Source organism: Streptomyces sp. NPDC044063 (assembly GCF_056434285.1).
Map to the genome: position 1 here is coordinate 38,557 of NZ_JBWKFM010000011.1, position 21,657 is coordinate 60,213.

A 21,657-nucleotide genomic window follows, 5' to 3' on the forward strand; every position below is an offset into this window, starting at 1 on the left:
GGCATGCCGCTTGCACCAGGGCATGCCACGTAGGCGTCCGTCGGCCCAACCCGCGAGGCCCGGACGAATTCAATGCCCATAGCCGAGCCCAGGGCAGGCTCGGTGGAGGGCTTGCTGTCGGCAGGTCCTCGGACTTCAGGTGCGCTGGGTATATGCGCACACATACACCGTTGCGGGACAGTTCCGGATTTCCACCGGATTCCCCTGCGACGACAGCGGAGACGAGCATACATCTAGTGCCGCCCCTCGTACGCGCCCCCACATGTTGTGTCGTCCCGTCATGGAGTGGTTGCGGAATGTGCTATCGGGGTGGCCTGGCGGGCCCATGGGAAAGGGCCGCCACGCCCCCTGGACGGGGGTGTGACGGCCCTGTGGGACCGGGTCGGGTCAGTGGCCTCCGGGGGCTCCCACGGTGGCCGGGGGGAGGTCCGTACGGACGCCCGGGTCGCCGGCGTCGGCGGTGTAGTCGGAGGGGCTGGTCTCGTCCAGGCCCTCGGGTGCCTTCAGGGCCCGGAGGACGACCGTCGCCACGATGACGACGATCACATTGAGGACGAACGCGGTGAGGCCGATGTAGCCCTTCTCCCCGATGAGGGGGATGAGGTTGGTGTTCCCGAAGTGGGACTGGGTGGCGCTCGGCGTCTCGTACGCCCGCCAGGTGCCGTAGATCATTCCGGCCGCCCAGCCGGCCAGCAGCGCCCAGCGGTGGAACCAGCGGGTGAAGAGTCCGCCGACGAGGGCGGGCACGGTCTGCAGGATCCAGATGCCGCCGAGCAGCTGGAAGTTGATGGCGACCGTTTTGTCCATGGTGAGGACGAAAGCGAGCGCTCCGACCTTGACGAGCAGGGAGGCGAGCTTCGACACCTTCGCCTCGTGTTCGGGCGAGGCGTCCGGTTTGATGAAGTCCTTGTAGATGTTGCGGGTGAACAGATTCGCGGCCGCGATCGACATGATCGCCGCCGGGACGAGCGCCCCGATGCCGATCGCGGCGAAGGCGACGCCCGTGAACCAGTCAGGGAACATGTCCTCGAAGAGCTGAGGGATGGCCAGTTGCCCGTTCTTGACCTTCACCCCGGCGGCGAGCGCCATGAAGCCGAGCATCGCCAGCAGTCCCAGCATCAGGGAGTACAGGGGGAGGATCGTGGTGTTGCGGCGGATCACGTTGCGGCTCTTGCCGGAGAGCACCGCCGTGACCGAGTGCGGGTAGAGGAAGAGGGCCATCGCGGAGCCCAGCGCGAGGGTCGCGTACGCCCACTGCGCCTGCGGTCCGGTGACGAGCGAGCCGCGCGGTTTGCCGGTCGCCGGATTCTCGACCGCGAACGCCTGGCCGGCCTTGTGGAAGATCTCGCCGAAGCCGCCCAGCCGGATCGGGATGTAGATGACCGCGACGATGATCACTATGTAGATCAGCGCGTCCTTGACGAACGCGATCAGCGCCGGCGCCCGCAGCCCGGAGGAGTAGGTGTAGGCCGCGAGCACGCCGAAGGCGATCAGCAGGGGCAGGTCCTTCACGAACCAGTTGGTGTTCTCGCCGCCGCCGACCCCCAGCACGTCCAGGACGGCCTGGATGCCGACCAGCTGGAGGGCTATGTACGGCATGGTGGCGAGGATGCCGGTCAGGGCGAGCACCAGGGACAGGGTCTTGGAACCGAACCGCCCCCGGACGAAGTCCGACGAGGTGATGTACCCGTGCTTGTGCGCCACCGACCACAGGCGGGGCAGGAAGGTGAAGACGAGCGGGTAGCAGAGGATCGTGTAGGGCACCGCGAAGAAGCCCGCGGCGCCGCCCGCGTAGATGGCCGCCGGGACGGCCACGAAGGTGTACGCGGTGTACAGGTCGCCGCCGAGCAGGAACCAGGTGACCCAGGTGCCGAACGAGCGCCCGCCCAGTCCCCATTCGTCGAGACTGTCCGCGTTCTCCGCCCGGCGCCACTTCGACGCCATGAAGCCCATGACCGTCACGGCCAGGAAGAAGAACACGAACACGGCGAGTGCCACGCCGTTCACGCCGTCCTTCATCGCCCCTCACCTCCCCGGCGCGCACGCTCGTGCCGGCGGACGATGACGTAGGCGATCACCGTCAGCAGGGTCGAGACGGGCACCCACAGCATCTGGTACCAGTAGAAGAACGGAATGCCGGCGACGGTGGGTGTGACCCGGGAATAGGAGCCGACCCACAGCATGGCCGCGAAGGGTAACGCCAGGCACACCCCGGCGATGATCAGCGGCACGGTCACGACCGGCCTGCGGGAGCCCTCTGCGGGCCGCTCGGGTGGTTCCGACATGCGGTGATCTCCGTTCCCCTGTGCGTACGCATGCGTAATGCGCTGGAATCTAGGGGAGGCGCCCTCCGGACGTCACCCCCTATCCGCATATCGGAACGGCAATGCCGACGGTCCGTCAGGTTGCCGCGAGAGGAAGCGGAATGGGGTCATATCAAAGGGAAGTAAAGAGTCCGTTTGGCGGCTGAGGCGCGTGTGTGCCGCGTCACGGTGGTGAATGCCGCAGTGTGCGCCCCAAGTACCCAACCGCGAGCCCTATTTGATGAAATATTTACCTGTCATCGAAGGGTAACGTGCAGGTAAAGTGACTGTCTCGTCCGCCGGGCACCCTTGGTCGCACGGCGGCCGGCGTGCCCATGCTCCGGCACGCCGACACCCGTAATGCTGACTTGAACACACCGCGCCCCGAACGGGGAACCCATGGGGCGCAGGAGGCAGGCCAACATGAAGTCGCTCATCGACAACGCCCGATCGTTCGCAACGCACGTGGCCGAGAACGCCGAGAGCTTCCGGGCTTTCGAAGCCGGTCAGTCGCCGGAGACCCTGTTCATCACCTGCTCCGACTCGCGCGTCGTGCCCTCGCTCATCACCGGAGCGCGCCCGGGCGAACTCTTCGAGCTCCGTACCGCGGGCAATATCGTCCCCGTGTACCGCAGCGACCACCCCGCGGGTGAGACCGCGACCATCGAGTACGCGGTCCGCGTCCTGGGTGTCCGCGACATCGTCGTCTGCGGGCACTCCCACTGCGGCGCCGTGAGCGCCGTCGCCCGGGGGGACGACCTCTCCTCCGCACCCGCCGTCCAGGGCTGGCTCGACCACGCCGTGCCGGCCGACGCCCACACCCGCACCGCCGGCGCGGACTCGCCCGACATGGCCGACGCCGTCCAGGCCCACGCCGTCGCCCAGTTGAGGGCCCTCCGCGACTACCCCTGCGTCCGTGAACGCCTCGCGGAGGGGCTCCTCTCCCTCCACGCCTGGTACTACGAGGTGCACACCGGCACGGTCACCGTGCACCGGCCCGAGCACGGCCACGGTCCGTTCGGACCCCTGTGAACCGCCCGGTACCGCGACCCGAGGGACCCTCACCCATGTTCTCCATCACCAAACCCGGTGTCCTGCGCCAGGACGCCCTCGCCTCGCTCGTCGTCTTCCTCGTGGCCCTGCCGTTGTGCGTCGGCGTGGCCGTGGCGTCCGGGGTGCCCGCCGAACTCGGCCTGATCACCGGCATAGTCGGCGGTCTCGTCGTCGGTGCCATGCCCGGCAGCACCTTCCAGGTCAGCGGCCCCGCCGCCGGCCTGACGGTGCTGGTCTTCGAAGCCGTACGGGAGTTCGGCCTGGGCATGCTCGGCGCCATCGTCCTGGTCACCGGCCTCCTCCAACTCGCCCTGGGGGCCCTGCGCTTCGGCCGGTGGTTCCGGGCGATCTCGGTGGCCGTCGTCCAGGGCATGCTCGCCGGCATCGGGCTCGTCCTCCTCTTCGGCCAGCTCTACACCATGGCCGGGGTCAAGCAGCCCCGGTCGGGCGTCGAGAAGATAGCGGGCGTCCCGGGGCTCGTCATGGACATCGCCACCGACAGCGGCGTCCTGACCTCCTTCGCGGTCGGCGCCGGCACCATCGCCGTGCTCGTTCTGTGGAAGAAGCTGCCGGGCCGGGCCCAGCTGGTGCCCGCGCCGCTCGTCGCCGTCGCGCTGGCCACGGCCGTCACCGCGGCCGGCGGCCTGGACATCGCCAATGTGGAGGTCAAGGGCCTGCTGGAGGCCGTCCAGCCGCCCGGGCTGAACGACCTCACCTCGCTCGGCAGCGTCGCCGTGCTCGGCACCGTCCTCGCCTTCACGCTCATCGCCTCCGCCGAGTCCCTGTTCAGCGCCGCCGCCGTGGACCGGATGCACGACGGCCCCCGCACCCACTACGACAAGGAGCTCCTCGCCCAGGGCCTGGGCAACACGGTGTGCGGCGTGCTCGGCGCCCTGCCGATGACGGCCGTCATCGTCCGCAGCGCCGCCAACGTCCAGGCGGGCGCCCGGACCTCGCTCTCCCGGGTGCTGCACGGCGCGTGGCTGCTCCTGTTCGCCGTCCTGCTGCCCGCGGCGATCGGTGTCATCCCGCTGGCCGCGCTGGCGGGCGTGCTGGTGCACGCCGGCTGCAAGCTGGTGCCGGTGAAGGACATCGTTCCGCTGTGGCGCGACCACCGGGGCGAGGCCGTGATCCTCGCGATCACCGCCCTCGCCATCGTGACGACCAGCATGTTCGAGGGCGTGGTGCTCGGTCTGCTGCTGGCGGTGGTGAAGTCCGCCTGGGAGACCTCGAAGATCCACACCGAGGTCCGGGAGGCGGCCGACGGCCGGGTGACGGTCACGCTCACCGGCAACGCCACGTTCCTGCGGCTGCCGCGGGTGCTGGAGACCCTGGAGGCCCTCCCGCAGGACCGGCCCATCGAGCTCGACATGTCGCAGCTGCGTCATGTCGACCACGCCAGCCGCACCGCCCTGGAGACCTGGGCCGCCCGCCACCACGACGCCGGCACCGAGCCGGTGCGGCTGCGGCACGCCGGGCTGACCACCGTCGCCTGAGCGCTCCGCCGGAAGTCCGGTGAGCCGGCCGCGGACGCGTCGTGGCCGGTCGCGCGGTTTCCCGCGCCCCTGTGGGGCGCTGCCGAACCGCACCGGACTTCACCAACCCGCTGAGGGCACGCCGTCGACGTAGCGCCGGGCGCCGCCGCCCGGCGCTACGTTGGTGCCCTCAGCCGGCGCTCCCGCTCCGGTGGAGGGCCATCACCGCGACGGCCCCCGTCATCACCAGGCGGTCGGTCAGCGCGTCGAGCTGCCGGCGCTGCTCCGGGGGCAGGTTCCAGTCCTCCCACCGGGTGGCCTCCTCCGGAGAGCAGGGGCCCGACCACTCCTCCTCCCAGGCCCGGCCCAGCTGGCGGGCCAGCGGCACCACCGAACGGGCCAGGACGGCGTACGCGCCGATCACCGCGGCCATATGGCCGCCGGGCAGCCAGTCCCGCCAGACCGCCAGCAGCTCCTCGGCCAGGTGGGACACGTCCTCCAGCCACAGCACGTGCTGCGAGGTCCAGCCCTGCGGACTGGGGCAGGCGGGCATGCCCGGCAGCAGGCGCGGCTCCAGCTGCTCACGCCGGGCGAGGAACTCCCGGGCGAGGCCCAGCTCGTAGTCGGAAGGGACCCAGGAACCCTCGTGCAGGGCGATGACGGCGGCCTCGACCGCATCGACAGGTTGGCTCATTCCGCCACCGTACGTGACCGTCAGTCAGCGGGTCGCCGCAGCCTGGCGACGAATTTGTACCGGTCCCCGCGGTAGACCGAGCGCACCCATTCCACCGGATCGCCCTGGGCGTCCCGGGAGTGGCGGGAGAGCATCAGCATCGGCAGGCCCACGTCCGTACCCAGCAGACCCGCCTCGCGCGGAGTGGCCAGGGAGGTCTCGATCGTCTCCTCCGCCTCCGCCAGCCGGACGTCGTAGACCTCGGCCAGGGCCGTGTAGAGCGAGGTGTACTTCGCGAGGCTCCGGCGCAGGGCCGGGAAGCGCTTCGCCGGCAGATGGGTGGTCTCGATCGCCATCGGCTCGCCGCTCGCGAGCCGCAACCGCTCGATGCGCAGGACGCGGCCGCCGGTCGCGATGTCGAGGAGGCCGGCGAGCCGGTCGTCGGCGGTGACGTAGCCGATGTCGAGCAGCTGGGAGGTGGGCTCCAGCCCCTGGGCCCGCATGTCCTCCGTATAGGAGGTCAGTTGCAGCGCCTGGGAGACCTTGGGCTTCGCCACGAACGTGCCCTTGCCCTGGATGCGTTCCAGGCGGCCCTCGACGACGAGCTCCTGAAGGGCCTGGCGCACGGTCGTCCGCGAGGTGTCGAACTCGGCCGCCAGGGTCCGCTCCGGCGGCACCGGGGTGCCGGGGGGCATGGTTTCGGTCATTTCCAGCAAGTGCCGTTTGAGCCGGTAATACTTGGGCACGCGCGCGATCCGCGTGCTGCCCGCGGCGCCGCCGCTCTCCGTGCCGCCCTCGGTCGCCATCGCGTGCCTTCCCGACTCCGATGATCCTGCTGCCGTCACCGGCTCCTCCGTCTGTAGCGGTCACATGGTGGCACGGGCAGAGCCCGAGGAGCCCGGAGACGCCCAGGTCGACCTCGAGGTGTCGGTCCGGTAACGGAGCCGACAGCGACTCTTATACACCCTTGACACCCCAAAAGGTCTAGGCCAAGCTGCGGGCACTGGTCTAAACCATTAAAGACCACATTCGGTCCTTGAGGAGAGTGCTGTGAAGCGAGGGCTCATAGCGGCGACGGGTGTCGCGGCCATGTTGGTGAGTGTTGCTGCCTGTGGGTCCAGCGACGGTGACAAGGGATCGGGCGACGGCGGCGCGAAGGGCAAGACCCTGACCGTCTGGTTCATGGATGGCTCGAATCCGCCGGGTTGGACGAAGGCCGTCCAGTCCGAGTTCGAACAGAAGACCGGCGCGAAGCTCAACGTCCAGGTCCAGAAGTGGGACGGCATCCAGCAGAAGCTCACCACCGCCCTCTCCGAGTCCAGCCCGCCCGACGTCGTCGAGATCGGCAACACCCAGACCCCCTCCTACGCCCAGACCGGCGGGCTCGCCGAGCTCGGCGACCTGAAGAAGGAGATCGGCGGGGACTGGACCGAGTCCCTCAACAAGCCCGCGGTCTTCGACGGCACGCAGTACGCCGTCCCGTGGTACGCGGCCAACCGGGTGGTCGTCTACAACAAGAAGGTCTGGGCGGACGCCGGCGTCAAGGACATCCCCAGGACCCGGGACGACTTCTTCAAGGCCCTGGAGGCCATCCGCGACAAGGGCGAGGCCGAGCCCCTCTACCTGCCCGGCCAGAACTGGTACTTCTTCGACGGCCTGACCATCGGCACCGGTGCCGACCTGGTGAAGAAGGACGGCAAGAAGTGGGTCTCCAACCTCGCCGACCCCAAGGTCGGCAAGGCCATGGAGGTCTACAAGAAGTACCAGTCCTTCTCCAGGGCCCCCAAGGACAAGGACGAGGCCACCCCGCAGCAGGCCGACGTCTTCGCCAAGGGGAAGACCGGCGCGTTCATCGGCATGGGCTGGGAGGGCGCCACCGCCATCAAGGCGAACCCGGAGATCGAGAAGGACCTGGGCTACTTCACCCTGCCCGGTGAGACCGCCGGCAAGCCCGAGGGCGTCTTCCTCGGCGGCTCCAACCTCGCCGTCGCCGAGGGCAGCAAGAAGAAGGACCTCGCCAAGGAGTTCCTGAAGATCGCGCTGTCCGACAAGAACGAGGGCGCGCTGGCCAAGGAGGTCGGCTCGATCCCCAACAAGGACTCCCTGCTGGGCAACCTCAAGGGCAACGCCGCCGCCGAGGCCGCGGCACCGGCCGCGAAGAACGGCGGCACCACGCCGCTGATCCCCGAGTGGGCCGCCGTGGAGAACGCGCCCAACCCGGTCAAGGCGTACATGACGGCCGTTCTGAACGGCAAGTCGCCGGAGGAGGCCGCCAAGCAGGTCGAGGCCGACATGAACAAGCGGCTCAGCCAGAAGCAGTGACCCATGAGCCGGCCGGCCGGTGCGCGTACGCCCGTCCGCGCACCCGGCCGCGGCTCACGGCACACCCGTAACACCCGTTCCACAGCTCGTAACACCTGTTTCACAGCTCGTACAGGCCCGCACAGGGGAGAAGGCGGACGACGATGTCAGCGCAGACCCAAGAGGTGACGGCCGCCGAGCCGGCACCCCGGATCACCAGGGGTGGCGCCCCGCCGCCCGGGAGCGGCCGCCGGCGGGCCGGCGGAGCCGTCCCCTATCTGCTGATCCTGCCCACCGTCGCCGTCACCGTGCTGCTGCTCGGCTGGACGATGGTGAAGAACGGCCTGCTGTCGTTCCAGGAGCTCAACCGCCGCCAGCTGATCCGGCACGTCACCGAGTGGACCGGAGTCGACAACTACTCCGAGGTCCTGGGCAGCGCGGACTTCTGGTCGGTCACCGGCCGCTCGGTCGTCTTCACCGCCGCCAACGTCGTCCTGATCATGGTCGTCGGCTGTCTCACCGGACTGCTCCTCGCCCGCCTGGGCACCCGGCTGCGGCTGCTGCTCGCGCTCGGTCTGGTCCTCGCCTGGGCCATGCCCGTCGTCGCCGCGACCACCGTCTTCCAGTGGCTGTTCGACCAGCGCTTCGGCGTCGTCAACCACGTCCTGGACACGCTCGGCTGGCACTCCATGGCCGGCTACAGCTGGACCAGCGGCCAGTTCTCCACCTTCTTCGTGATCACGGTGCTGATCGTCTGGCAGTCGGTGCCGTTCGTGGCGATCAACCTCTACGCCGCCACGACCACGATCCCCAAGGAGCTGTACGAGGCCGCGGCGCTGGACGGCGCGGGCAGCTGGAAGCAGTTCACCTCGGTGACCTTCCCCTTCCTGCGGCCCTTCTTCCTCGCGACCGCGTTCCTGGAGGTCATCTGGGTCTTCAAGGCCTTCACCCAGGTCTTCGCGATCAACGAGGGCGGCCCCGACCGGCTCACCGAGACCCTGCCCGTCTACGCCTTCCAGGAGGGCATGGGCAGCCAGCACTTCGGCATGGGCGCGGCCATCTCCATCCTCACCATCGTGATCCTGCTGGCCCTGACCGCGTACTACCTGCGCCTGGTCCTCAAGCAAGAGGAGGACGAGCTGTGAGCCGTCCCGTCCGTGACCGCCGCACCGGCCCCGGCGCGCTGCTCGGCCGCGTCTGGCCGGGGACGGCGGCGGTCGTCCTCTTCGTCTGCTTCGTCTTCCCCGTCTACTGGATGTTCGCCACGGCCTTCAAGGCCAACAGCGACATCGTCAGCGAGACCCCCGTCTGGTTCCCCGCCAGCCCCACCATGGAGCACTTCGAGCGGGCGGTCGAGGCCGACGGCTTCTGGACCTTCGTCGGCAACTCGGTGGTCGTCACCCTGATCGCGGTCGGGCTGTCGCTCGTCATCGCGCTGCTCGCGTCGTTCGCCGTGGCCCGTATGCGCTTCCGGGGCCGCAAGGGCTTCGTCCTCGTGATGATGATGGCCCAGATGGCCCCCTGGGAGGTCATGGTCATCGCGTACTACATGATCGTGCGCGACGCCGACATGCTCAACAGCCTCGCGCCGCTGGCCGCCATCTACACGGTCATGGTGCTGCCCTTCACCGTCCTGACGCTGCGCGGCTACGTGGCCGCCGTGCCCAAGGAGCTGGAGGAGTCGGCCATGGTCGACGGCTGCACCCGCTTCCAGGCCTTCGTCCGGGTGATCTTCCCCCTGCTCGCCCCCGGCGTGATGGCCACCTCGCTCTTCGGCTTCATCACCGTGTGGAACGAGTTCCCCATGGTCCTGATCCTCAACAAGGAGGCCGGCGCGCAGACCCTGCCGGTGTGGCTCACCGGCTTCCGCACCACCTTCGGCGACGACTGGGGCGCCACCATGGCCGCCTCCTCGCTGTTCGCCGTCCCGGTCCTCGTCCTCTTCGTCATCCTCCAGCGCAAGGCCGTGGGCGGTCTTACGTCCGGCGCAGTGAAGGGCTAGCCCTACCTCATGACGACGCTGATCCCGCGGGACACACTCACCCGCGACGCGCTCACCGTGCTCCAGCCCGGCTTCACGGGCACCACGGCCCCCGGCTGGCTGCTGCGCCGGCTGGGCGAGGGCCTCTCCTCCGTCGGCCTCTTCGGCCGCAACATCGCCTCGCCCGAACAGCTCGCCGCGCTCACCGCCCGGCTCCGCGCCGAGCGCGACGACGTCCTCGTCGCCATCGACGAGGAGGGCGGGGACGTCACCCGGCTGGAGGTGCGCACCGGCTCCTCCTTCCCCGGCAACCTCGCGCTCGGCACCGTCGACGACACCGGGCTGACCCGGGACGTCGCCCACGCGCTCGGCCGCCGCCTCGCCGCCTGCGGGGTCAACCTCAACTGGGCCCCCTCCGCCGACGTCAACTCCGACCCGGACAACCCGGTCATCGGCGTCCGGTCCTTCGGCGCCGACCCCGCCCTCGTCGCCCGGCACACCGCCGCCTACGTCGAGGGGCTTCAGTCGGCGGGCGTCGCCGCCTGTGCCAAGCACTTCCCCGGCCACGGCGACACCGCCGTCGACTCCCACCACGACCTGCCCCGCATCGACGCGGACCTGGCGATGCTGCGCGAGCGCGAACTGGTGCCGTTCCGCGCGGCCGTCGCCGCCGGCACCAAGGCCGTGATGAGCGCCCACATCCTGCTGCCCGCGCTCGACGCGGACCTGCCGGCGACGCTCAGCCCGGCCGCCCTCCACGGCCTGCTGCGCGCACCCGTCGCCGACGGCGGCCTCGGCTTCGACGGCCTGGTGGTCACCGACGGCATGGAGATGAAGGCGGTCGCCGACCGGTACGGCATCGAGCGCGGCAGCGTCATGGCCATCGCGGCGGGCGCCGACGCCATCTGCGTCGGCGGCGGCCTGGCCGACGAGGACACCGTGCTGCGGCTGCGCGACGCGCTCGTCGCCGCCGTCCGGTCCGGCGACCTGTCCGAGGAACGGCTCGCCGACGCGGCCGCGCGGGTGCGCGCCCTGGCGGCCTGGACGTCCGGGCCGGGCGCGGCACACGAGGAGGGGACCGCGCCCGGCCCGGAGATCGGCCTGGTCGCGGCGCGGCGCGCGCTGCGGGTGACGGTGTCGGCGGGCTACGCGGGTCACGAGCCGCTCACCGCGCCGGCCTACGTCGCCGCGTTCACCCCGCTGGCCAACTTCGCGGTGGGCGACGAGACACCCTGGGGCGTGGGCGCCGAGCTGGCCCGGCTGCTGCCGGGCACGGAGACCGGCGCGTACGGGCCCGGGACGGCGGGGGCCGAGGAGGTGCTGCGGGCCGCGGCGGGGCGGCGGATCGTGGCCGTCGTGCGCGACGTCCACCGGCATCCGTGGATGGCCCGCGCCCTGGGCACGCTGCTGGCCGCCCGCCCGGAGACGGTCGTGGTGGAGATGGGCCTGAACGAGGCCCCGCCGAGCGGGGCGCTGCACATCGCGACGCACGGGGCGGCGCGGGTGTGCGGGATCGCTGCCGCTGAGGCGATCGTGGCCTCGGTGTAGGCCTCGAACGCCGGCCGGGCTGCTGTCCTCAAACGCCGGACGGGCTGATTTCAGCCCGTCCGGGGGCACCTCCCAGCGGTAGCTGGGGGAGTTTGAGGACCTGGGTCCGGGGCGGAGCCCCGGAAAGACCTACAGCCCCTGCCAGGCCGGCTTCGCCGCGTACGTGGCGCGGAAGTAGTCGGCCAGCTTCAGCTTGGACGCGGCGGCCTCGTCGACGACGACGGTCGCGTGCGGGTGCAGCTGGAGCGCCGAGGCCGGGACCAGCGCGGCGACCGGGCCCTCGACGGACGCCGCGACGGCGTCGGCCTTGCCCTCGCCGGTGGCGAGCAGCACCAGGTGGCGGGCCTCGAGGATGGTGCCGATGCCCTGGGTGATGACGTGGTGCGGCACCTGGTCGATGTCGCCGTCGAAGAAGCGGGCGTTGTCGACGCGCGTCTGGTGGGTGAGCGTCTTGATCCGGGTCCGGGAGGCGAGCGAGGAGCACGGCTCGTTGAAGCCGATGTGCCCGTCGGTGCCGATGCCCAGGATCTGGAGGTCCACGCCGCCGGCCGCCGGCAGGGCGCGGTCGTAGGCCTCGCAGGCGGCCTGGACGTCCTCGGCGTTGCCGTCGGGGCCGATGAAGGACTCCTCGGGCAGGCCGAGCGGTCGCACGACCTGGCGGAGCACGGTGGAGCGGTAGGACTCGGGGTGGTCGGCGGGCAGTCCGACGTATTCGTCGAGCTGGCAGATGCGGGCGCGCGAGGCGTCCACGGCGCCGGAGCGCACCTTCGCCTCGAGGGCCTCGTAGATGGGCAGCGGGGTGGAGCCGGTGGCCACGCCGAGCAGGGCGTCGGGCTTGCGGCTCAGCAGGGCGCCGATTGCCTCCGCGATCAGTTCGCCGCCTGCCTTGGCGTCCGGAACGATGACAATTTCCACGCTGGGCCTGCCGATCTGAAGAAAGAACTCGGTGGTATAGACCAATCTAGCAGAGTGTGCGCCGCGGACCTCCGGTCGGCGGACCGGCCGGGCGCCCGGCGTTCACCGAGGTCACGGGGGTATGGCGGGTTCACGGCGGAGGTGCGAAGCGGCGGTGTACGGGCCGGGAACGACTACGGGCCGCGGCGCCTGGCCGGGACCCTCAACCCGACCGGCACCGCAGCCCGGAGCGACGTCGGCCACCCCATGCGCACGCGAGGTGTGCGGGCCCCGCGATCCGGGGCGTGCCGACTTCGCCCCCTTGTGCGGAGGGGGCGAAACTTTGCCTTCTCATTGTGGACTAGACCATTCATCGATGTCCATGCCCTTCACCCGACCGTGGAGAATCCGTGAGCGGCGGCCCCCCGGGTAGGCTCGGGCCCGTGCCCTCCATGAACGATCTCGTCCGCCAGCACACCGCGCTCTCCGACTCCGATCTGGAGTGGCTCCATCTGCTGGTCTCGGAGTGGCAGCTGCTCTCCGACCTCTCGTTCGCCGACCTCGTCCTGTGGGTGCCCACGCTCGACGGCACCCGCTACGTCTCCGTCGCGCAGATGCGTCCCAACACCGGGCCGACCTCCTACCAGGACGACATGGTCGGCCACCTCGTCCCGCGCGGCCGCCGGCCCATGCTGGACGCCGCCCTCGACGAGGGCCGGATCGTCCGCGAGGGCGACCCGGAGTGGCGCGAGGAGGTGCCGGTACGGGTCGAGTCCATCCCGGTCCGCCGGGAGGGAAGGGTCCTGGGCGTCATCGCCCGGAACACCAACCTGCTCACCGTGCGCACCCCCAGCCGGCTGGAGCTCACCTATCTGCAGAGCGCGTCCGACCTGGCGCAGATGATCGCCACGGGAGCCTTCCCGTTCCCCGGCCAGCAGGTCGACATGGACGCCTCGCCGCGCGCCGGCGACGGCCTGATCCGGCTCGACGCCGACGGCATCGTGCAGTACGCGAGCCCCAACGCGCTGTCCGCCTACCACCGGCTCGGGCTCGCCGCCGACCTCGTCGGCCATCATCTGGGCGAGACCACCGCTCAGTTGGCGCCCTCGCGGACCCCCGTCGACGAGGGCCTGGCCAAGCTCGCCAGCGGCTGGGCCCCCCGGGAGTTCGAGGTCGAGGCCAACGACGGCGTCATCCATCTGCGCGCGATCCCGCTCAAACCGAAGGGCAGCCACATCGGTTCGCTCGTCCTGTTGCGCGACGTGACCGAACTGCGACGCCGCGAACGCGAGTTGATCACCAAGGACGCCACCATCCGGGAGATCCATCACCGGGTGAAGAACAACCTCCAGACCGTGGCGGCCCTGCTGCGCCTCCAGGCCCGCCGTATCGGCTCCGCCGAGGGGCGGGAGGCACTGGAGGAGGCGGTGCGCCGGGTGGGCTCCATCGCGATCGTCCACGAGACCCTCTCGCAGAACCTCGACGAGCGGGTCGAGTTCGACGAGATCGCCGACCGGGTGCTCGCCATGGTCGCCGAGATCTCCCCGGGCCGGGTCTCCGCCCGCCGTACCGGCCGCTTCGGGATACTCGACGCCGAGGTCGCCACCCCGCTGGCGATGGTGCTCACCGAGCTGCTCCAGAACGCCCTGGAGCACGGCTTCGGGCCGGGGGAGCAGGGCATGGTCGAGGTCACCGCCGTACGCGGCGGCACCCGCAGGGACGCCCGGCTGCTGATCTCCGTCCAGGACGACGGGCGCGGGCTGCCCGAGGGCTTCGACCCCCGCCTCGCCGGCAATCTGGGGCTCCAGATCGTCCGCACCCTGGTGGAGGGCGAGTTGGGCGGGACGTTCGACATGGTGCCCGCTTCGGAGCGGGGGACGCGCGTGGTGCTCGACATCCCGGTGCGCGCCGAGAAGCCCTGACGCGCCTGCGCGCCGGCCGGTCGCGGACCGTCCCGGGCCGTCCCGGGCCCGGAAAAGCGCTGAGCCCCGCCCCTCTCGTCGGAGAGGGGCGGGGCTCAAAGCTATGTGGTGCTTAGCGCACTGTGGGGGGTGCTGCGCGCTGCGGCTCGGGGGCCTTGGGGTGTCAGGCGGTCGCGTTGCGCGCCCGGTTGCGAGCGGCGCGGCGCTTCATCGCGCGGCGCTCGTCCTCGCTGAGGCCACCCCAGACGCCGGAGTCCTGGCCGGACTCGAGCGCCCACTGCAGGCACTGCTCCATGACGGGGCAGCGGCGGCAGACGGCCTTGGCTTCCTCGATCTGCAGCAGCGCAGGACCGGTGTTGCCGATGGGGAAGAACAGCTCGGGGTCTTCCTCGCGGCAAACGGCGTTGTGACGCCAGTCCATGGCTGCTCCATCTCCTCGTGTTACGGCTACGTGGCTTGTGAATGTGAACGCTTTCACGAATCCCCCCGCAAGGGAAGGGCCGACGCCCGGTCGCAGACCGGTGCGGTCCTCAGGAAGTTAAGGGGGGTTTCGGGCTATCCGGGGAAGCCTTGATGGCGGGCTGTCCCGATCGCCATGAAGAGACTCGCAAACCTCGGCGACGGATACAACCCCTTCTGGAAAGTTTTTTTTGATTCCTCGGTGTCGGCTAGGTCACAGCCGTCATTCCAGGGGGTGGAACCCAGTCTAAACGTTCGAGTGGAAGGACTTTTGGCCCTGGCACTCACACAATCACACGCAGTGCACGGCGAACGCCTGTGAACGTCACGCTGGTGCGCAGTCCGAGGTGGTCGCCGTCCATCTGGAAGGGGAGGGGAGCCTGCGAATGCAAGGTGAACGAGTCCTGGTCATGCAGTGACACAGCGTGTTTGCCCTGGGGCCCGCGCTCCGGCGTCGAACGCAGCAGCTGGGTGCTGTACCGGGTGGCCGTCACGGTCGACAGCTTCGTGAATCCCAGCACGTCAAGGGCGGTGTCGAAGGACGCGTCGGGCAGCGCGTAGACCGGCCGGTTACCGAGATAGGTCCACGGCGCCGTGTTGCAGATTATCGACATGACGAGATTCTCGAGTGGCTCCTCGCCAGGCCGTTCGAGGGTGATCGTGCCGTTCCGGCGGTTCGTTTCTCCGAAGAACTGCCGCATCACCTGTCGCACGTACAGGGAGTGGGTCGAACGCTTGCCGCGCTCGCGCTGCTGCTCCACTCGGCCCACAACGCCGGCGTCGAAACCGAAGCCGGCGCAGAAGGTGAACCAGCGGGAGGGCACTCCTTCGTCCTCCGTGCCCGGTGTGCCGCCCGCGCGGCCCAGGCCGACCGTACGCTCGGAGCCGTCGCGCAGGGCCGCCAGCAGGGCGCCGGTGGCCTCCACGACGTCGTTGGGCAGGCCGAGGGCGCGGGCGAAGACGTTGGTGGAGCCGCCGGGCACCACGGCCAGCCGGGGAAGCCGCTCCGGGTCGGGGCCGTCGTGGAGGAGCCCGTTGACGACCTCGTTGACCGTGCCGTCGCCGCCGAGGGCCACCACCAGCTCGACGGTGCCGCTCTCGGCCGCCCGGCGGGCCAGATCGCGGGCGTGCCCCCGGTACTCCGTGGTGGCGACCTCCAGTTTGAGGTCGCTGGCGAGGGCGTGCGCCAGGACATCACGGGTACGGGCACTGGTGGTGGTGGCCGAAGGATTGACCACGAGAAGCGCACGCATGCGCGCCAGCCTACCTACCTGTCGGTACACCAGCCGTCCCAGGTCCGGGTTCCGATGGTTTGCGTACCGATACCCTGCATGGGTGAGCAGCAAGCAGCCCGCCCCCAAGACCGCCCGGACGAGCGCCCCCGCGGCCCCGGCCGCCGAGGCCTCCGGCCCGCGCCCCGCCCGGCTGACCGCGGCCGCCGCGCTGACCGGCCTGGAGGGCCTGGCACTCGTCGCCGCCGGGATCTATCTGCTGGTGATGGGCCTCCTCGGCCGGCCGGACAGCCCCCAGCAGGCGGAGACCGGCGGCCTGACCGTGCTCGCGCTGGCGGCGCTGCCGCTGCTGGCCGCGCGGGGGCTGTGGGGCCGCCGCCGCTGGAGCCGCGGCCCGGCCATGATCACCCAGATCATGGCGCTGCCGGTGGCCTGGACGCTCTTCACCGCCGGCGGCACGGCGATGATCGCGGGCGCGGTGGCGCTGGCCCTGGTCGCCGTGGTGACCCTGGGGCTCGTGGTGAACCCCACGGCGACCGAGGCGCTCGGCATCGGGCCCCGCGCCTCCTGAGTACCGGGCCCCGCGCCTGCCGGGGAGGGCTCGCGCGGACGTACGGTCGCCCGCGCGGCCGTACGGGCTACTCCTCGATCAGCAGCCGGTCCCGGAGCTGGGCGAGCGTGCGGGCCAGCAGCCGGGAGACGTGCATCTGCGAGATGCCCACCTCCTGGGCGATCTGCGACTGGGTCATATTGCCGAAGAACCGCAGCAGGAGGATCTTCTTCTCGCGTGGCGGCAGGTCCTCCAGCAGCGGCTTGAGGGACTCGCGGTACTCCACGCCCTCCAGGGCCTCGTCCTCGGCGCCCAGGGTGTCGGCGACCGCCGGGGACTCGTCGTCGGTGTCCGGCACGTCCAGCGAGAGCGTGCTGTAGGCGTTGGCGGACTCCAGGCCCTCCAGCACCTCCTCCTCCGAGATGCCCAGGTGCTCGGCGAGCTCGTGGACGGTGGGGGCGCGGCCGTGCCGCTGTGACAGCTCGGCGGTGGCCGTGGTGAGCGCGAGGCGCAGCTCCTGGAGCCGGCGCGGCACCCGCACCGCCCAGCCCTTGTCGCGGAAGTGCCGCTTGATCTCGCCGACGACCGTGGGCGTCGCGTAGGTGGAGAACTCCACACCGCGGTCCGGGTCGAAGCGGTCGACGGACTTGATCAGCCCGATGGTGGCGACCTGGGTCAGGTCGTCCAATGGCTCGCCGCGGTTGCGGAAGCGCCGCGCGAGGTGCTCCACCAGCGGCAGGTGCATCCGCACGAGGTGGTTGCGCAGCTCGGACCGCTCCGGCGAGCCGTCCGGCAGCGCCCGCAGCTGGACGAACAGCGCCCGGGCACCGCTGCGGTCCTGCGGCCCGGCGTGCTGGGGCCGCTGCTGGTGCTGGTGCTGATCCATGTGGTCCGCCCGCTTCGATGGGTCGCCCGCCTGGTCCGCCTCCGGAGTCGTCCGGTCCGGATCGAGCTCCTCCGGGTGCGGCCGGGCAGGCTGCTGCGGGATGGCCGGGGTACGCACTCCCCGCGGTGACGCAGTACTCACGGAGCCCCCTCTTCCGTCACGGCTGCCCGGGGCCGGCGCCGCGCTTCTTGTGCAGGCTGATGCTGACCGTCCGGTCCTCCGCGACGGTGGAGTCGACCTCGCCGGCCAGGGCGGAGAGCACCGTCCAGGCGAACGTGTCGCGCTCGGGCGCGCGGCCGTCCGTGGTGGGCGCCGAGACGGTCACCCGCAGCGCGTCGCCGACCAGCCGGAAGACGCAGCTCAGCACGGAGCCGGGAACGGCCTGTTGCAGCAGGATCGCGCACGCCTCGTCGACGGCGATGCGCAGGTCCTCGATCTCGTCGAGGGTGAAGTCCAAGCGGGCCGCGAGACCGGCTGTCGCCGTCCGCAGCACCGACAGGTAGGCACCGGCAGCGGGCAGCCGGACTTCCACGAAGTCCTGGGTCGTCCCAGGCTCGCCTGCGATGGGGGACACCCTCACCTCCAAGGTGGCACAAGCTTCTTGAGCTGTTGGGAGCGCCGGTCCGCCGCCTTCCGGGGGAGGGCGTCGCGGGCCGGCGCGGCACACGGTCCGGCTGAGACGCTATCGCGATCCGCGGCTCGGCGCCGCAGCCCCGCGACTGTCACTCATGGTAAACCCATGAGCACGGACAGTGGCTAGAGGTCTGGCGGTCTCAATTCGAAAGAGAAGTCGCCCTGTTGGGATTTTCGTCACTGTGCGCGAACGCCGCAAGAGTCCGGAGCGCCTCGCCGGACAGCCGTTGCACCGTCCACTCGTCCATCGGCCGCGCGCCGATGGACTTGTAGAACGCGATCGACGGTGCGTTCCAGTCCAGCACTGACCACTCGAAACGCCCGTAGCCGCGTTCCACGCAGATCCGCGCGAGCTCCGCGAGGAGTGCCTTGCCGTGGCCGCCGCCGCGGGCGTGCGGGCGCACGTACAGGTCCTCCAGGTAGACACCGTGCGTGCCCGTCCATGTCGAGAAGTTGCGGAACCAGAGCGCGAAACCGACCGGCTCACGGCCCCCGAGAGCCTCCCCGGACTCCGCCCCGCCCCCGGATTCGTCACTCTCCGCTATCAGGGCGAAGGCCGCGGGATGGTCCCCGAAGAGCGCCTCGCGCAGCTGTTCCTCGGTGGCCACCACCTCGTCCAGCGCCCGTTCGTAGTCCGCCAGTTCGCGGACCATCGCGTGGATCACGGGGACGTCGGCCTGTGTCGCGGGTCGGATCATGCGTGCATGCTAGCGGGCCCGGCCGACAGGGCCCCGGGGCCGAAGGGGGCCGCCCTCACACGATGTGCTGGTCCACATAGCACCAGCGCCAGCTCTGGCCCGGCTCGAAGCTGCGCATCACGGCGTGGCCCGTCGTCGCGAAGTGCTCCGTCGCGTGCCGGTAGGGGGAGGAGTCGCAGCAGCCGACGTGCCCGCACTCCAGGCACAGCCGCAGCTGGACGGGGTGGCTGCCGCGCGCCGCGCACTCCGGGCAGGTGGGGGTCTGCGGCCGTGGTTCGGGGCGCGGCAGCGCGGTGACGTGCGAACACTCGATCATGATGGCCAGATTAGAACGTGCCATCCGGAGTGGGGATCCATGGACGTCATGCCACTGCTGCTGCTCGTGGCGGTCTCGGCCGCCGTCGCGGGCGCGGCCCGCCGCACCCCGGTGCCCGCGCCGCTGCTGCTCGTCGCCGCCGGGCTCGTCGCGTCGTACGTGCCGGGGGTCCCGTCGTACGCCCTGGAGCCCGGCATCGTGCTGCCGCTGCTGCTGCCCCCGCTGCTGCACACGGCCGCGCTCGACAGCTCGTACCTCGACCTGCGCGCGAACTGGCGCCCCGTGGCCCTGCTGTCGATCGGCTACGTCCTGTTCGCCACCCTCGCCGTCGGCTACGTCGCCTCGCGCGCGGTGCCCGGGCTGCCACCCACCGCCGCGCTCGTGCTCGGCGCGGTGGTGGCACCGCCCGACGCGGTCGCCGCCACCGCCATCGCCCGCCGCCTCGGCCTGCCCTCCCGCATCACCACGATCCTCCAGGGCGAGTCGCTGGTGAACGACGCCACCGCCATCACCGCCTACCGGGTCGCGCTCGCGGCGGCCGTCGGGGAAGGCGCCGGGTGGGCCGAGGGCGTACGGGAGTTCCTGGTCGCCGCGGCCGGCGGCATCGGGGTCGGCCTGGTCCTCATGGTGCCGATCCACTGGCTGCGCACCCACCTGCGCGAGCCGCTGCTGCAGAACACCCTCTCGCTGCTCATCCCCTTCGCCGCCTACGCCGCCGCGGAGGAGGTCGAGGCGTCGGGCGTGCTCGCCGTGGTCGTCGTCGCCCTCTATCTGGGACACCGGTCCTGGCAGGTCGACTTCGCGACCCGGCTGCAGGAGGCGGCCGTATGGCGCATGGTGTCCTTCGTCCTGGAGTCCGCCGTGTTCGCGCTGATCGGGCTCCAGCTGCCGGTGGTGCTGCGCGGGCTGGGCGCGTACGGCGCGGGCGCGGCGGCCGGCTACGCGGCGGTGATCTTCGTGGCGGTCGTCGTCGTCCGCTACCTGTGGGTGTTCCCGGCCACCTTCCTGCCCCGCGCGCTGTCCGCGCGCATCCGCGAGCGGGAGCCCGACACGACGTGGAAGGCGCCGGTCGTGGTGGGCTGGGCCGGGATGCGTGGGGTCGTCTCGCTGGCCATCGCCTTCTCCATCCCCCAGACCACCCACGACGGCTCGCCCTTCCCCGCCCGGAACCTGATCCTCTTCCTCACCTTCACGACCGTCATCGGCACCCTGGTGCTCCAGGGGCTCACCCTGCCGCCGCTCATTCGCGCCCTGCGGCTGCCGCGTCGCGACCCCGGGCAGGTCACCCTGGCCGAGGCGCAGGCGCAGAGCGAGGCGTCCACGGCGGCCGAGGCCCGGCTGGAGGAGCTGCTGGCCGACGGGCGCAACACACTGCCCGGACCCCTCGCGGACCGGCTGCGCGCGGTCCTGGAGCGGCGGCGCAACGCGGTGTGGGAGCGGCTGGGCGCGGTCGACGAGCGGACCGGCGAATCGGTGGACGACACCTACCGGCGGCTGGCGCGGGAGGTCATCGAGGCCGAGCGGGCGGTCTTCGTGGAGCTGCGGGACGCCCGGCGGATCGACGACGAGATGCTGCGGACCCTGCTGCGCAGGCTGGACCTGGAGGAGGCGGCGGCCTACCGGGAGGAGGAATGAGGTCCTGAGGGGGACCGGGGCCCCGAGAAGGACCGGGGCTCCGAGGAGGACCGGGGCCCCGACCAGGACCGGGGCTCCGAGGAGGACCGAGGCCCTTCCTCCCCGGCGTCCCCGGGCGGCGCCCACGGCGCTCCCGTGACGACCGCGGCCACCGTGGTGCCCGGGGCGAACGCGCCCTCCTCGGCCAGCGTCACCAGCCCGAACAGCGCCTTCGCCACGTACAGGGGCTCGACCGGCAGCCCGTGCCGCTCCGCGAAGTCCTCCGCGAACGCGTCCAGCTCCGGGGTCCGCCGGGCGTAGCCGCCGCAGTGGAAGCGCTCGTCCAGGCTCCAGTCGCCCCGGACACCGCCGAACGCCTCGTGCTGGAGCCGGCGTATCTCCTCGGCCAGGAAGCCGCCCCTGAGCACGGGGAACCCGACGGCCCGCTGCCCGGTGGCCAGGCCGGCCGCCAGCCCGGCGAGCGTGCCGCCCGTGCCGCAGGCCACCCCGACCACGTCCGCGTGCCCCCGCAGCTCACGGCCCAGCTCGGCGCAGCCGCGCGCCGCCGCCGCGTTGCTGCCGCCCTCCGGCACGACGAACGCGCCCTCGGGGACCAGCTCCGCCAGCACCTCCGGCTCGGCCTTGCGCCGGTACACCGACCGCTCGACGAACCGCAGCCGCATGCCGTCGGCCGCGCAGCGCGCCAGGGACGGGTTCAGGGGCCGGTCCGCCAGCTCGTCGCCGCGCACGATCCCGATCGTCGCGAAGCCCAGCAGCCGGCCCGCCGCGGCCGTCGCCCTCAGATGGTTGGAGTACGCCCCGCCGAACGTGACCAGGGTGCGGGTGCCCGCCGCGGCGGCGGCCCGCAGGTTCGGCTCCAGCTTGCGCCACTTGTTGCCCGGCAGGTCCGGGTGTATCAGATCGTCGCGCTTGAGCAGCAGCCGCAGACCGCGCCGCGCGAACCGCTCGTCCGCGACCTCGGTCAGGGGCGACGGCAGCAGCGGCCGCAGCGCGTCGAGCCCGGCCGCGCCGGGGGGATTGTCGCTGGTCACGCGGTCCATTTTGTACTCTTGCGATCGCCGACGACGACGTCGGTGAAACACCAGCACAGCGCGGAGC

Annotated in this window: 21 protein-coding genes and 1 riboswitch; of the genes, 9 read left to right on the top strand and 12 right to left on the bottom strand. The window is 71.2% G+C overall.

Going from position 1 to position 21,657, the window contains the following annotated elements; translation table 11 throughout:
* Positions 1-114: 114 nt before the first annotated feature.
* A riboswitch (adenosylcobalamin-variant (AdoCbl-variant) riboswitch) is annotated at positions 115-216 on the bottom strand.
* Between the two features lie 171 nt (positions 217-387).
* Together mctP and AC07BS_RS15690 are read right to left on the bottom strand one after the other, a co-directional pair.
* Positions 388-2,019, bottom strand: coding sequence for a monocarboxylate uptake permease MctP (mctP, locus tag AC07BS_RS15685; protein WP_478932570.1), 1,632 nt, complete (start codon positions 2,017-2,019; stop codon positions 388-390).
* Positions 2,016-2,285 carry a DUF3311 domain-containing protein gene (locus AC07BS_RS15690; protein ID WP_478642676.1) on the bottom strand — a complete coding sequence of 90 codons (270 nt, stop codon included), beginning with the start codon at positions 2,283-2,285 and terminating at the stop codon, positions 2,016-2,018. The genes mctP and AC07BS_RS15690 overlap by 4 nt, the downstream gene beginning before the upstream one ends.
* Before the next feature lie 441 nt (positions 2,286-2,726).
* On the opposite strand from AC07BS_RS15690, the gene AC07BS_RS15695 reads away from it, so the two are divergent.
* Positions 2,727-3,335 carry a carbonic anhydrase gene (locus tag AC07BS_RS15695; RefSeq protein ID WP_478642673.1) on the top strand — a complete coding sequence of 203 codons (609 nt, stop codon included), beginning with the start codon at positions 2,727-2,729 and terminating at the stop codon, positions 3,333-3,335.
* 35 nt (positions 3,336-3,370) lie between these two features.
* Positions 3,371-4,852, top strand: a complete 1,482-nt coding sequence (locus AC07BS_RS15700; RefSeq protein WP_478932573.1) for a SulP family inorganic anion transporter — start codon at positions 3,371-3,373, stop codon at positions 4,850-4,852.
* Positions 4,853-5,021: 169 nt separating this feature from the next.
* Here AC07BS_RS15700 and AC07BS_RS15705 read toward each other — a convergent pair whose 3' ends face one another.
* The gene (locus AC07BS_RS15705) at positions 5,022-5,525 is read right to left on the bottom strand and encodes a hypothetical protein (RefSeq protein ID WP_478932575.1); all 504 of its coding nucleotides are present in this window, start codon (positions 5,523-5,525) and stop codon (positions 5,022-5,024) included.
* A 20-nt stretch (positions 5,526-5,545) separates the two neighbouring features.
* Complete coding sequence (locus AC07BS_RS15710) at positions 5,546-6,310, bottom strand: GntR family transcriptional regulator (protein WP_478642667.1); 765 nt, start codon at positions 6,308-6,310, stop codon at positions 5,546-5,548.
* 244 nt (positions 6,311-6,554) lie between these two features.
* Between AC07BS_RS15710 and AC07BS_RS15715 the strand changes: the two genes are divergently transcribed.
* The 4 genes from AC07BS_RS15715 to AC07BS_RS15730 all read left to right on the top strand — a co-directional run bounded on the left by AC07BS_RS15715 (position 6,555) and on the right by AC07BS_RS15730 (position 11,334).
* Entirely contained in the window at positions 6,555-7,826 is a 1,272-nt protein-coding gene (locus AC07BS_RS15715) for an extracellular solute-binding protein (RefSeq protein ID WP_478932577.1), read from the top strand.
* 143 nt (positions 7,827-7,969) lie between these two features.
* Positions 7,970-8,950: a carbohydrate ABC transporter permease gene (locus AC07BS_RS15720; RefSeq protein WP_478932579.1), complete on the top strand. Its 981-nt coding sequence runs from the start codon at positions 7,970-7,972 to the stop codon at positions 8,948-8,950.
* The gene (locus tag AC07BS_RS15725; protein WP_478932581.1) at positions 8,947-9,807 is read left to right on the top strand and encodes a carbohydrate ABC transporter permease; all 861 of its coding nucleotides are present in this window, start codon (positions 8,947-8,949) and stop codon (positions 9,805-9,807) included. Before AC07BS_RS15720 ends, AC07BS_RS15725 begins: the two co-directional genes overlap by 4 nt.
* 9 nt (positions 9,808-9,816) lie before the next feature.
* Complete coding sequence (locus AC07BS_RS15730; protein ID WP_478932583.1) at positions 9,817-11,334, top strand: glycoside hydrolase family 3 protein; 1,518 nt, start codon at positions 9,817-9,819, stop codon at positions 11,332-11,334.
* A 129-nt stretch (positions 11,335-11,463) separates the two neighbouring features.
* On the opposite strand, the gene nagB is transcribed toward AC07BS_RS15730, so the two are convergent.
* Positions 11,464-12,249 (bottom strand): glucosamine-6-phosphate deaminase, encoded by a 786-nt coding sequence (nagB, locus tag AC07BS_RS15735; protein WP_478642660.1) that lies wholly within the window; start codon positions 12,247-12,249, stop codon positions 11,464-11,466.
* A 431-nt stretch (positions 12,250-12,680) separates the two neighbouring features.
* Between nagB and AC07BS_RS15740 the strand changes: the two genes are divergently transcribed.
* Positions 12,681-14,150 carry a sensor histidine kinase gene (locus tag AC07BS_RS15740; protein WP_478643205.1) on the top strand — a complete coding sequence of 490 codons (1,470 nt, stop codon included), beginning with the start codon at positions 12,681-12,683 and terminating at the stop codon, positions 14,148-14,150.
* Between the two features lie 163 nt (positions 14,151-14,313).
* On the opposite strand, the gene AC07BS_RS15745 is transcribed toward AC07BS_RS15740, so the two are convergent.
* Positions 14,314-14,571 (bottom strand): WhiB family transcriptional regulator, encoded by a 258-nt coding sequence (locus AC07BS_RS15745; protein ID WP_004937597.1) that lies wholly within the window; start codon positions 14,569-14,571, stop codon positions 14,314-14,316.
* A gap of 322 nt (positions 14,572-14,893) precedes the next feature.
* On the bottom strand, positions 14,894-15,862 hold the full coding sequence (locus tag AC07BS_RS15750; protein ID WP_478642657.1) for a diacylglycerol/lipid kinase family protein: 969 nt from the start codon (positions 15,860-15,862) through the stop codon (positions 14,894-14,896).
* Between the two features lie 82 nt (positions 15,863-15,944).
* Here AC07BS_RS15750 and AC07BS_RS15755 point away from each other — a divergent pair, with 82 nt between their 5' ends.
* Positions 15,945-16,412 (top strand): hypothetical protein, encoded by a 468-nt coding sequence (locus AC07BS_RS15755; RefSeq protein WP_478642655.1) that lies wholly within the window; start codon positions 15,945-15,947, stop codon positions 16,410-16,412.
* 67 nt (positions 16,413-16,479) lie between these two features.
* Here AC07BS_RS15755 and AC07BS_RS15760 read toward each other — a convergent pair whose 3' ends face one another.
* The 4 genes from AC07BS_RS15760 to AC07BS_RS15775 all read right to left on the bottom strand — a co-directional run bounded on the left by AC07BS_RS15760 (position 16,480) and on the right by AC07BS_RS15775 (position 18,924).
* Entirely contained in the window at positions 16,480-17,418 is a 939-nt protein-coding gene (locus AC07BS_RS15760; RefSeq protein ID WP_478642653.1) for an RNA polymerase sigma factor SigF, read from the bottom strand.
* A 16-nt stretch (positions 17,419-17,434) separates the two neighbouring features.
* The gene (locus tag AC07BS_RS15765; protein WP_126915983.1) at positions 17,435-17,851 is read right to left on the bottom strand and encodes an ATP-binding protein; all 417 of its coding nucleotides are present in this window, start codon (positions 17,849-17,851) and stop codon (positions 17,435-17,437) included.
* A gap of 199 nt (positions 17,852-18,050) precedes the next feature.
* The gene (locus tag AC07BS_RS15770; protein ID WP_478932587.1) at positions 18,051-18,608 is read right to left on the bottom strand and encodes an N-acetyltransferase family protein; all 558 of its coding nucleotides are present in this window, start codon (positions 18,606-18,608) and stop codon (positions 18,051-18,053) included.
* Between the two features lie 55 nt (positions 18,609-18,663).
* Positions 18,664-18,924 (bottom strand): UBP-type zinc finger domain-containing protein, encoded by a 261-nt coding sequence (locus AC07BS_RS15775; protein WP_478642649.1) that lies wholly within the window; start codon positions 18,922-18,924, stop codon positions 18,664-18,666.
* Positions 18,925-18,963: 39 nt separating this feature from the next.
* Between AC07BS_RS15775 and AC07BS_RS15780 the strand changes: the two genes are divergently transcribed.
* Positions 18,964-20,559, top strand: a complete 1,596-nt coding sequence (locus tag AC07BS_RS15780; protein ID WP_478642647.1) for a Na+/H+ antiporter — start codon at positions 18,964-18,966, stop codon at positions 20,557-20,559.
* Here the strand turns inward: AC07BS_RS15780 and AC07BS_RS15785 are convergent.
* On the bottom strand, positions 20,541-21,590 hold the full coding sequence (locus AC07BS_RS15785) for a 1-aminocyclopropane-1-carboxylate deaminase/D-cysteine desulfhydrase (protein WP_478932590.1): 1,050 nt from the start codon (positions 21,588-21,590) through the stop codon (positions 20,541-20,543). The genes AC07BS_RS15780 and AC07BS_RS15785 overlap by 19 nt on opposite strands.
* Between the last annotated feature and the right edge of the window lie 67 nt (positions 21,591-21,657).

What these genes read in the sequence shown, in the direction of transcription:
- AC07BS_RS15710 (WP_478642667.1), bottom strand. Translation starts at nt 6,310, where the DNA reads ATGGCGACCGAGGGCGGCACGGAGAGCGGCGGCGCCGCGGGCAGCACG.
- AC07BS_RS15750 (WP_478642657.1), bottom strand. Translation starts at nt 15,862, where the DNA reads ATGCGTGCGCTTCTCGTGGTCAATCCTTCGGCCACCACCACCAGTGCC.
- mctP (WP_478932570.1), bottom strand. Translation starts at nt 2,019, where the DNA reads ATGAAGGACGGCGTGAACGGCGTGGCACTCGCCGTGTTCGTGTTCTTC.
- AC07BS_RS15720 (WP_478932579.1), top strand. Translation starts at nt 7,970, where the DNA reads ATGTCAGCGCAGACCCAAGAGGTGACGGCCGCCGAGCCGGCACCCCGG.
- AC07BS_RS15740 (WP_478643205.1), top strand. Translation starts at nt 12,681, where the DNA reads ATGAACGATCTCGTCCGCCAGCACACCGCGCTCTCCGACTCCGATCTG.
- AC07BS_RS15730 (WP_478932583.1), top strand. Translation starts at nt 9,817, where the DNA reads ATGACGACGCTGATCCCGCGGGACACACTCACCCGCGACGCGCTCACC.
- AC07BS_RS15690 (WP_478642676.1), bottom strand. Translation starts at nt 2,285, where the DNA reads ATGTCGGAACCACCCGAGCGGCCCGCAGAGGGCTCCCGCAGGCCGGTC.
- AC07BS_RS15770 (WP_478932587.1), bottom strand. Translation starts at nt 18,608, where the DNA reads ATGATCCGACCCGCGACACAGGCCGACGTCCCCGTGATCCACGCGATG.
- AC07BS_RS15700 (WP_478932573.1), top strand. Translation starts at nt 3,371, where the DNA reads ATGTTCTCCATCACCAAACCCGGTGTCCTGCGCCAGGACGCCCTCGCC.
- AC07BS_RS15695 (WP_478642673.1), top strand. Translation starts at nt 2,727, where the DNA reads ATGAAGTCGCTCATCGACAACGCCCGATCGTTCGCAACGCACGTGGCC.
- AC07BS_RS15775 (WP_478642649.1), bottom strand. Translation starts at nt 18,924, where the DNA reads ATGATCGAGTGTTCGCACGTCACCGCGCTGCCGCGCCCCGAACCACGG.
- AC07BS_RS15705 (WP_478932575.1), bottom strand. Translation starts at nt 5,525, where the DNA reads ATGAGCCAACCTGTCGATGCGGTCGAGGCCGCCGTCATCGCCCTGCAC.
- AC07BS_RS15780 (WP_478642647.1), top strand. Translation starts at nt 18,964, where the DNA reads ATGGACGTCATGCCACTGCTGCTGCTCGTGGCGGTCTCGGCCGCCGTC.
- AC07BS_RS15745 (WP_004937597.1), bottom strand. Translation starts at nt 14,571, where the DNA reads ATGGACTGGCGTCACAACGCCGTTTGCCGCGAGGAAGACCCCGAGCTG.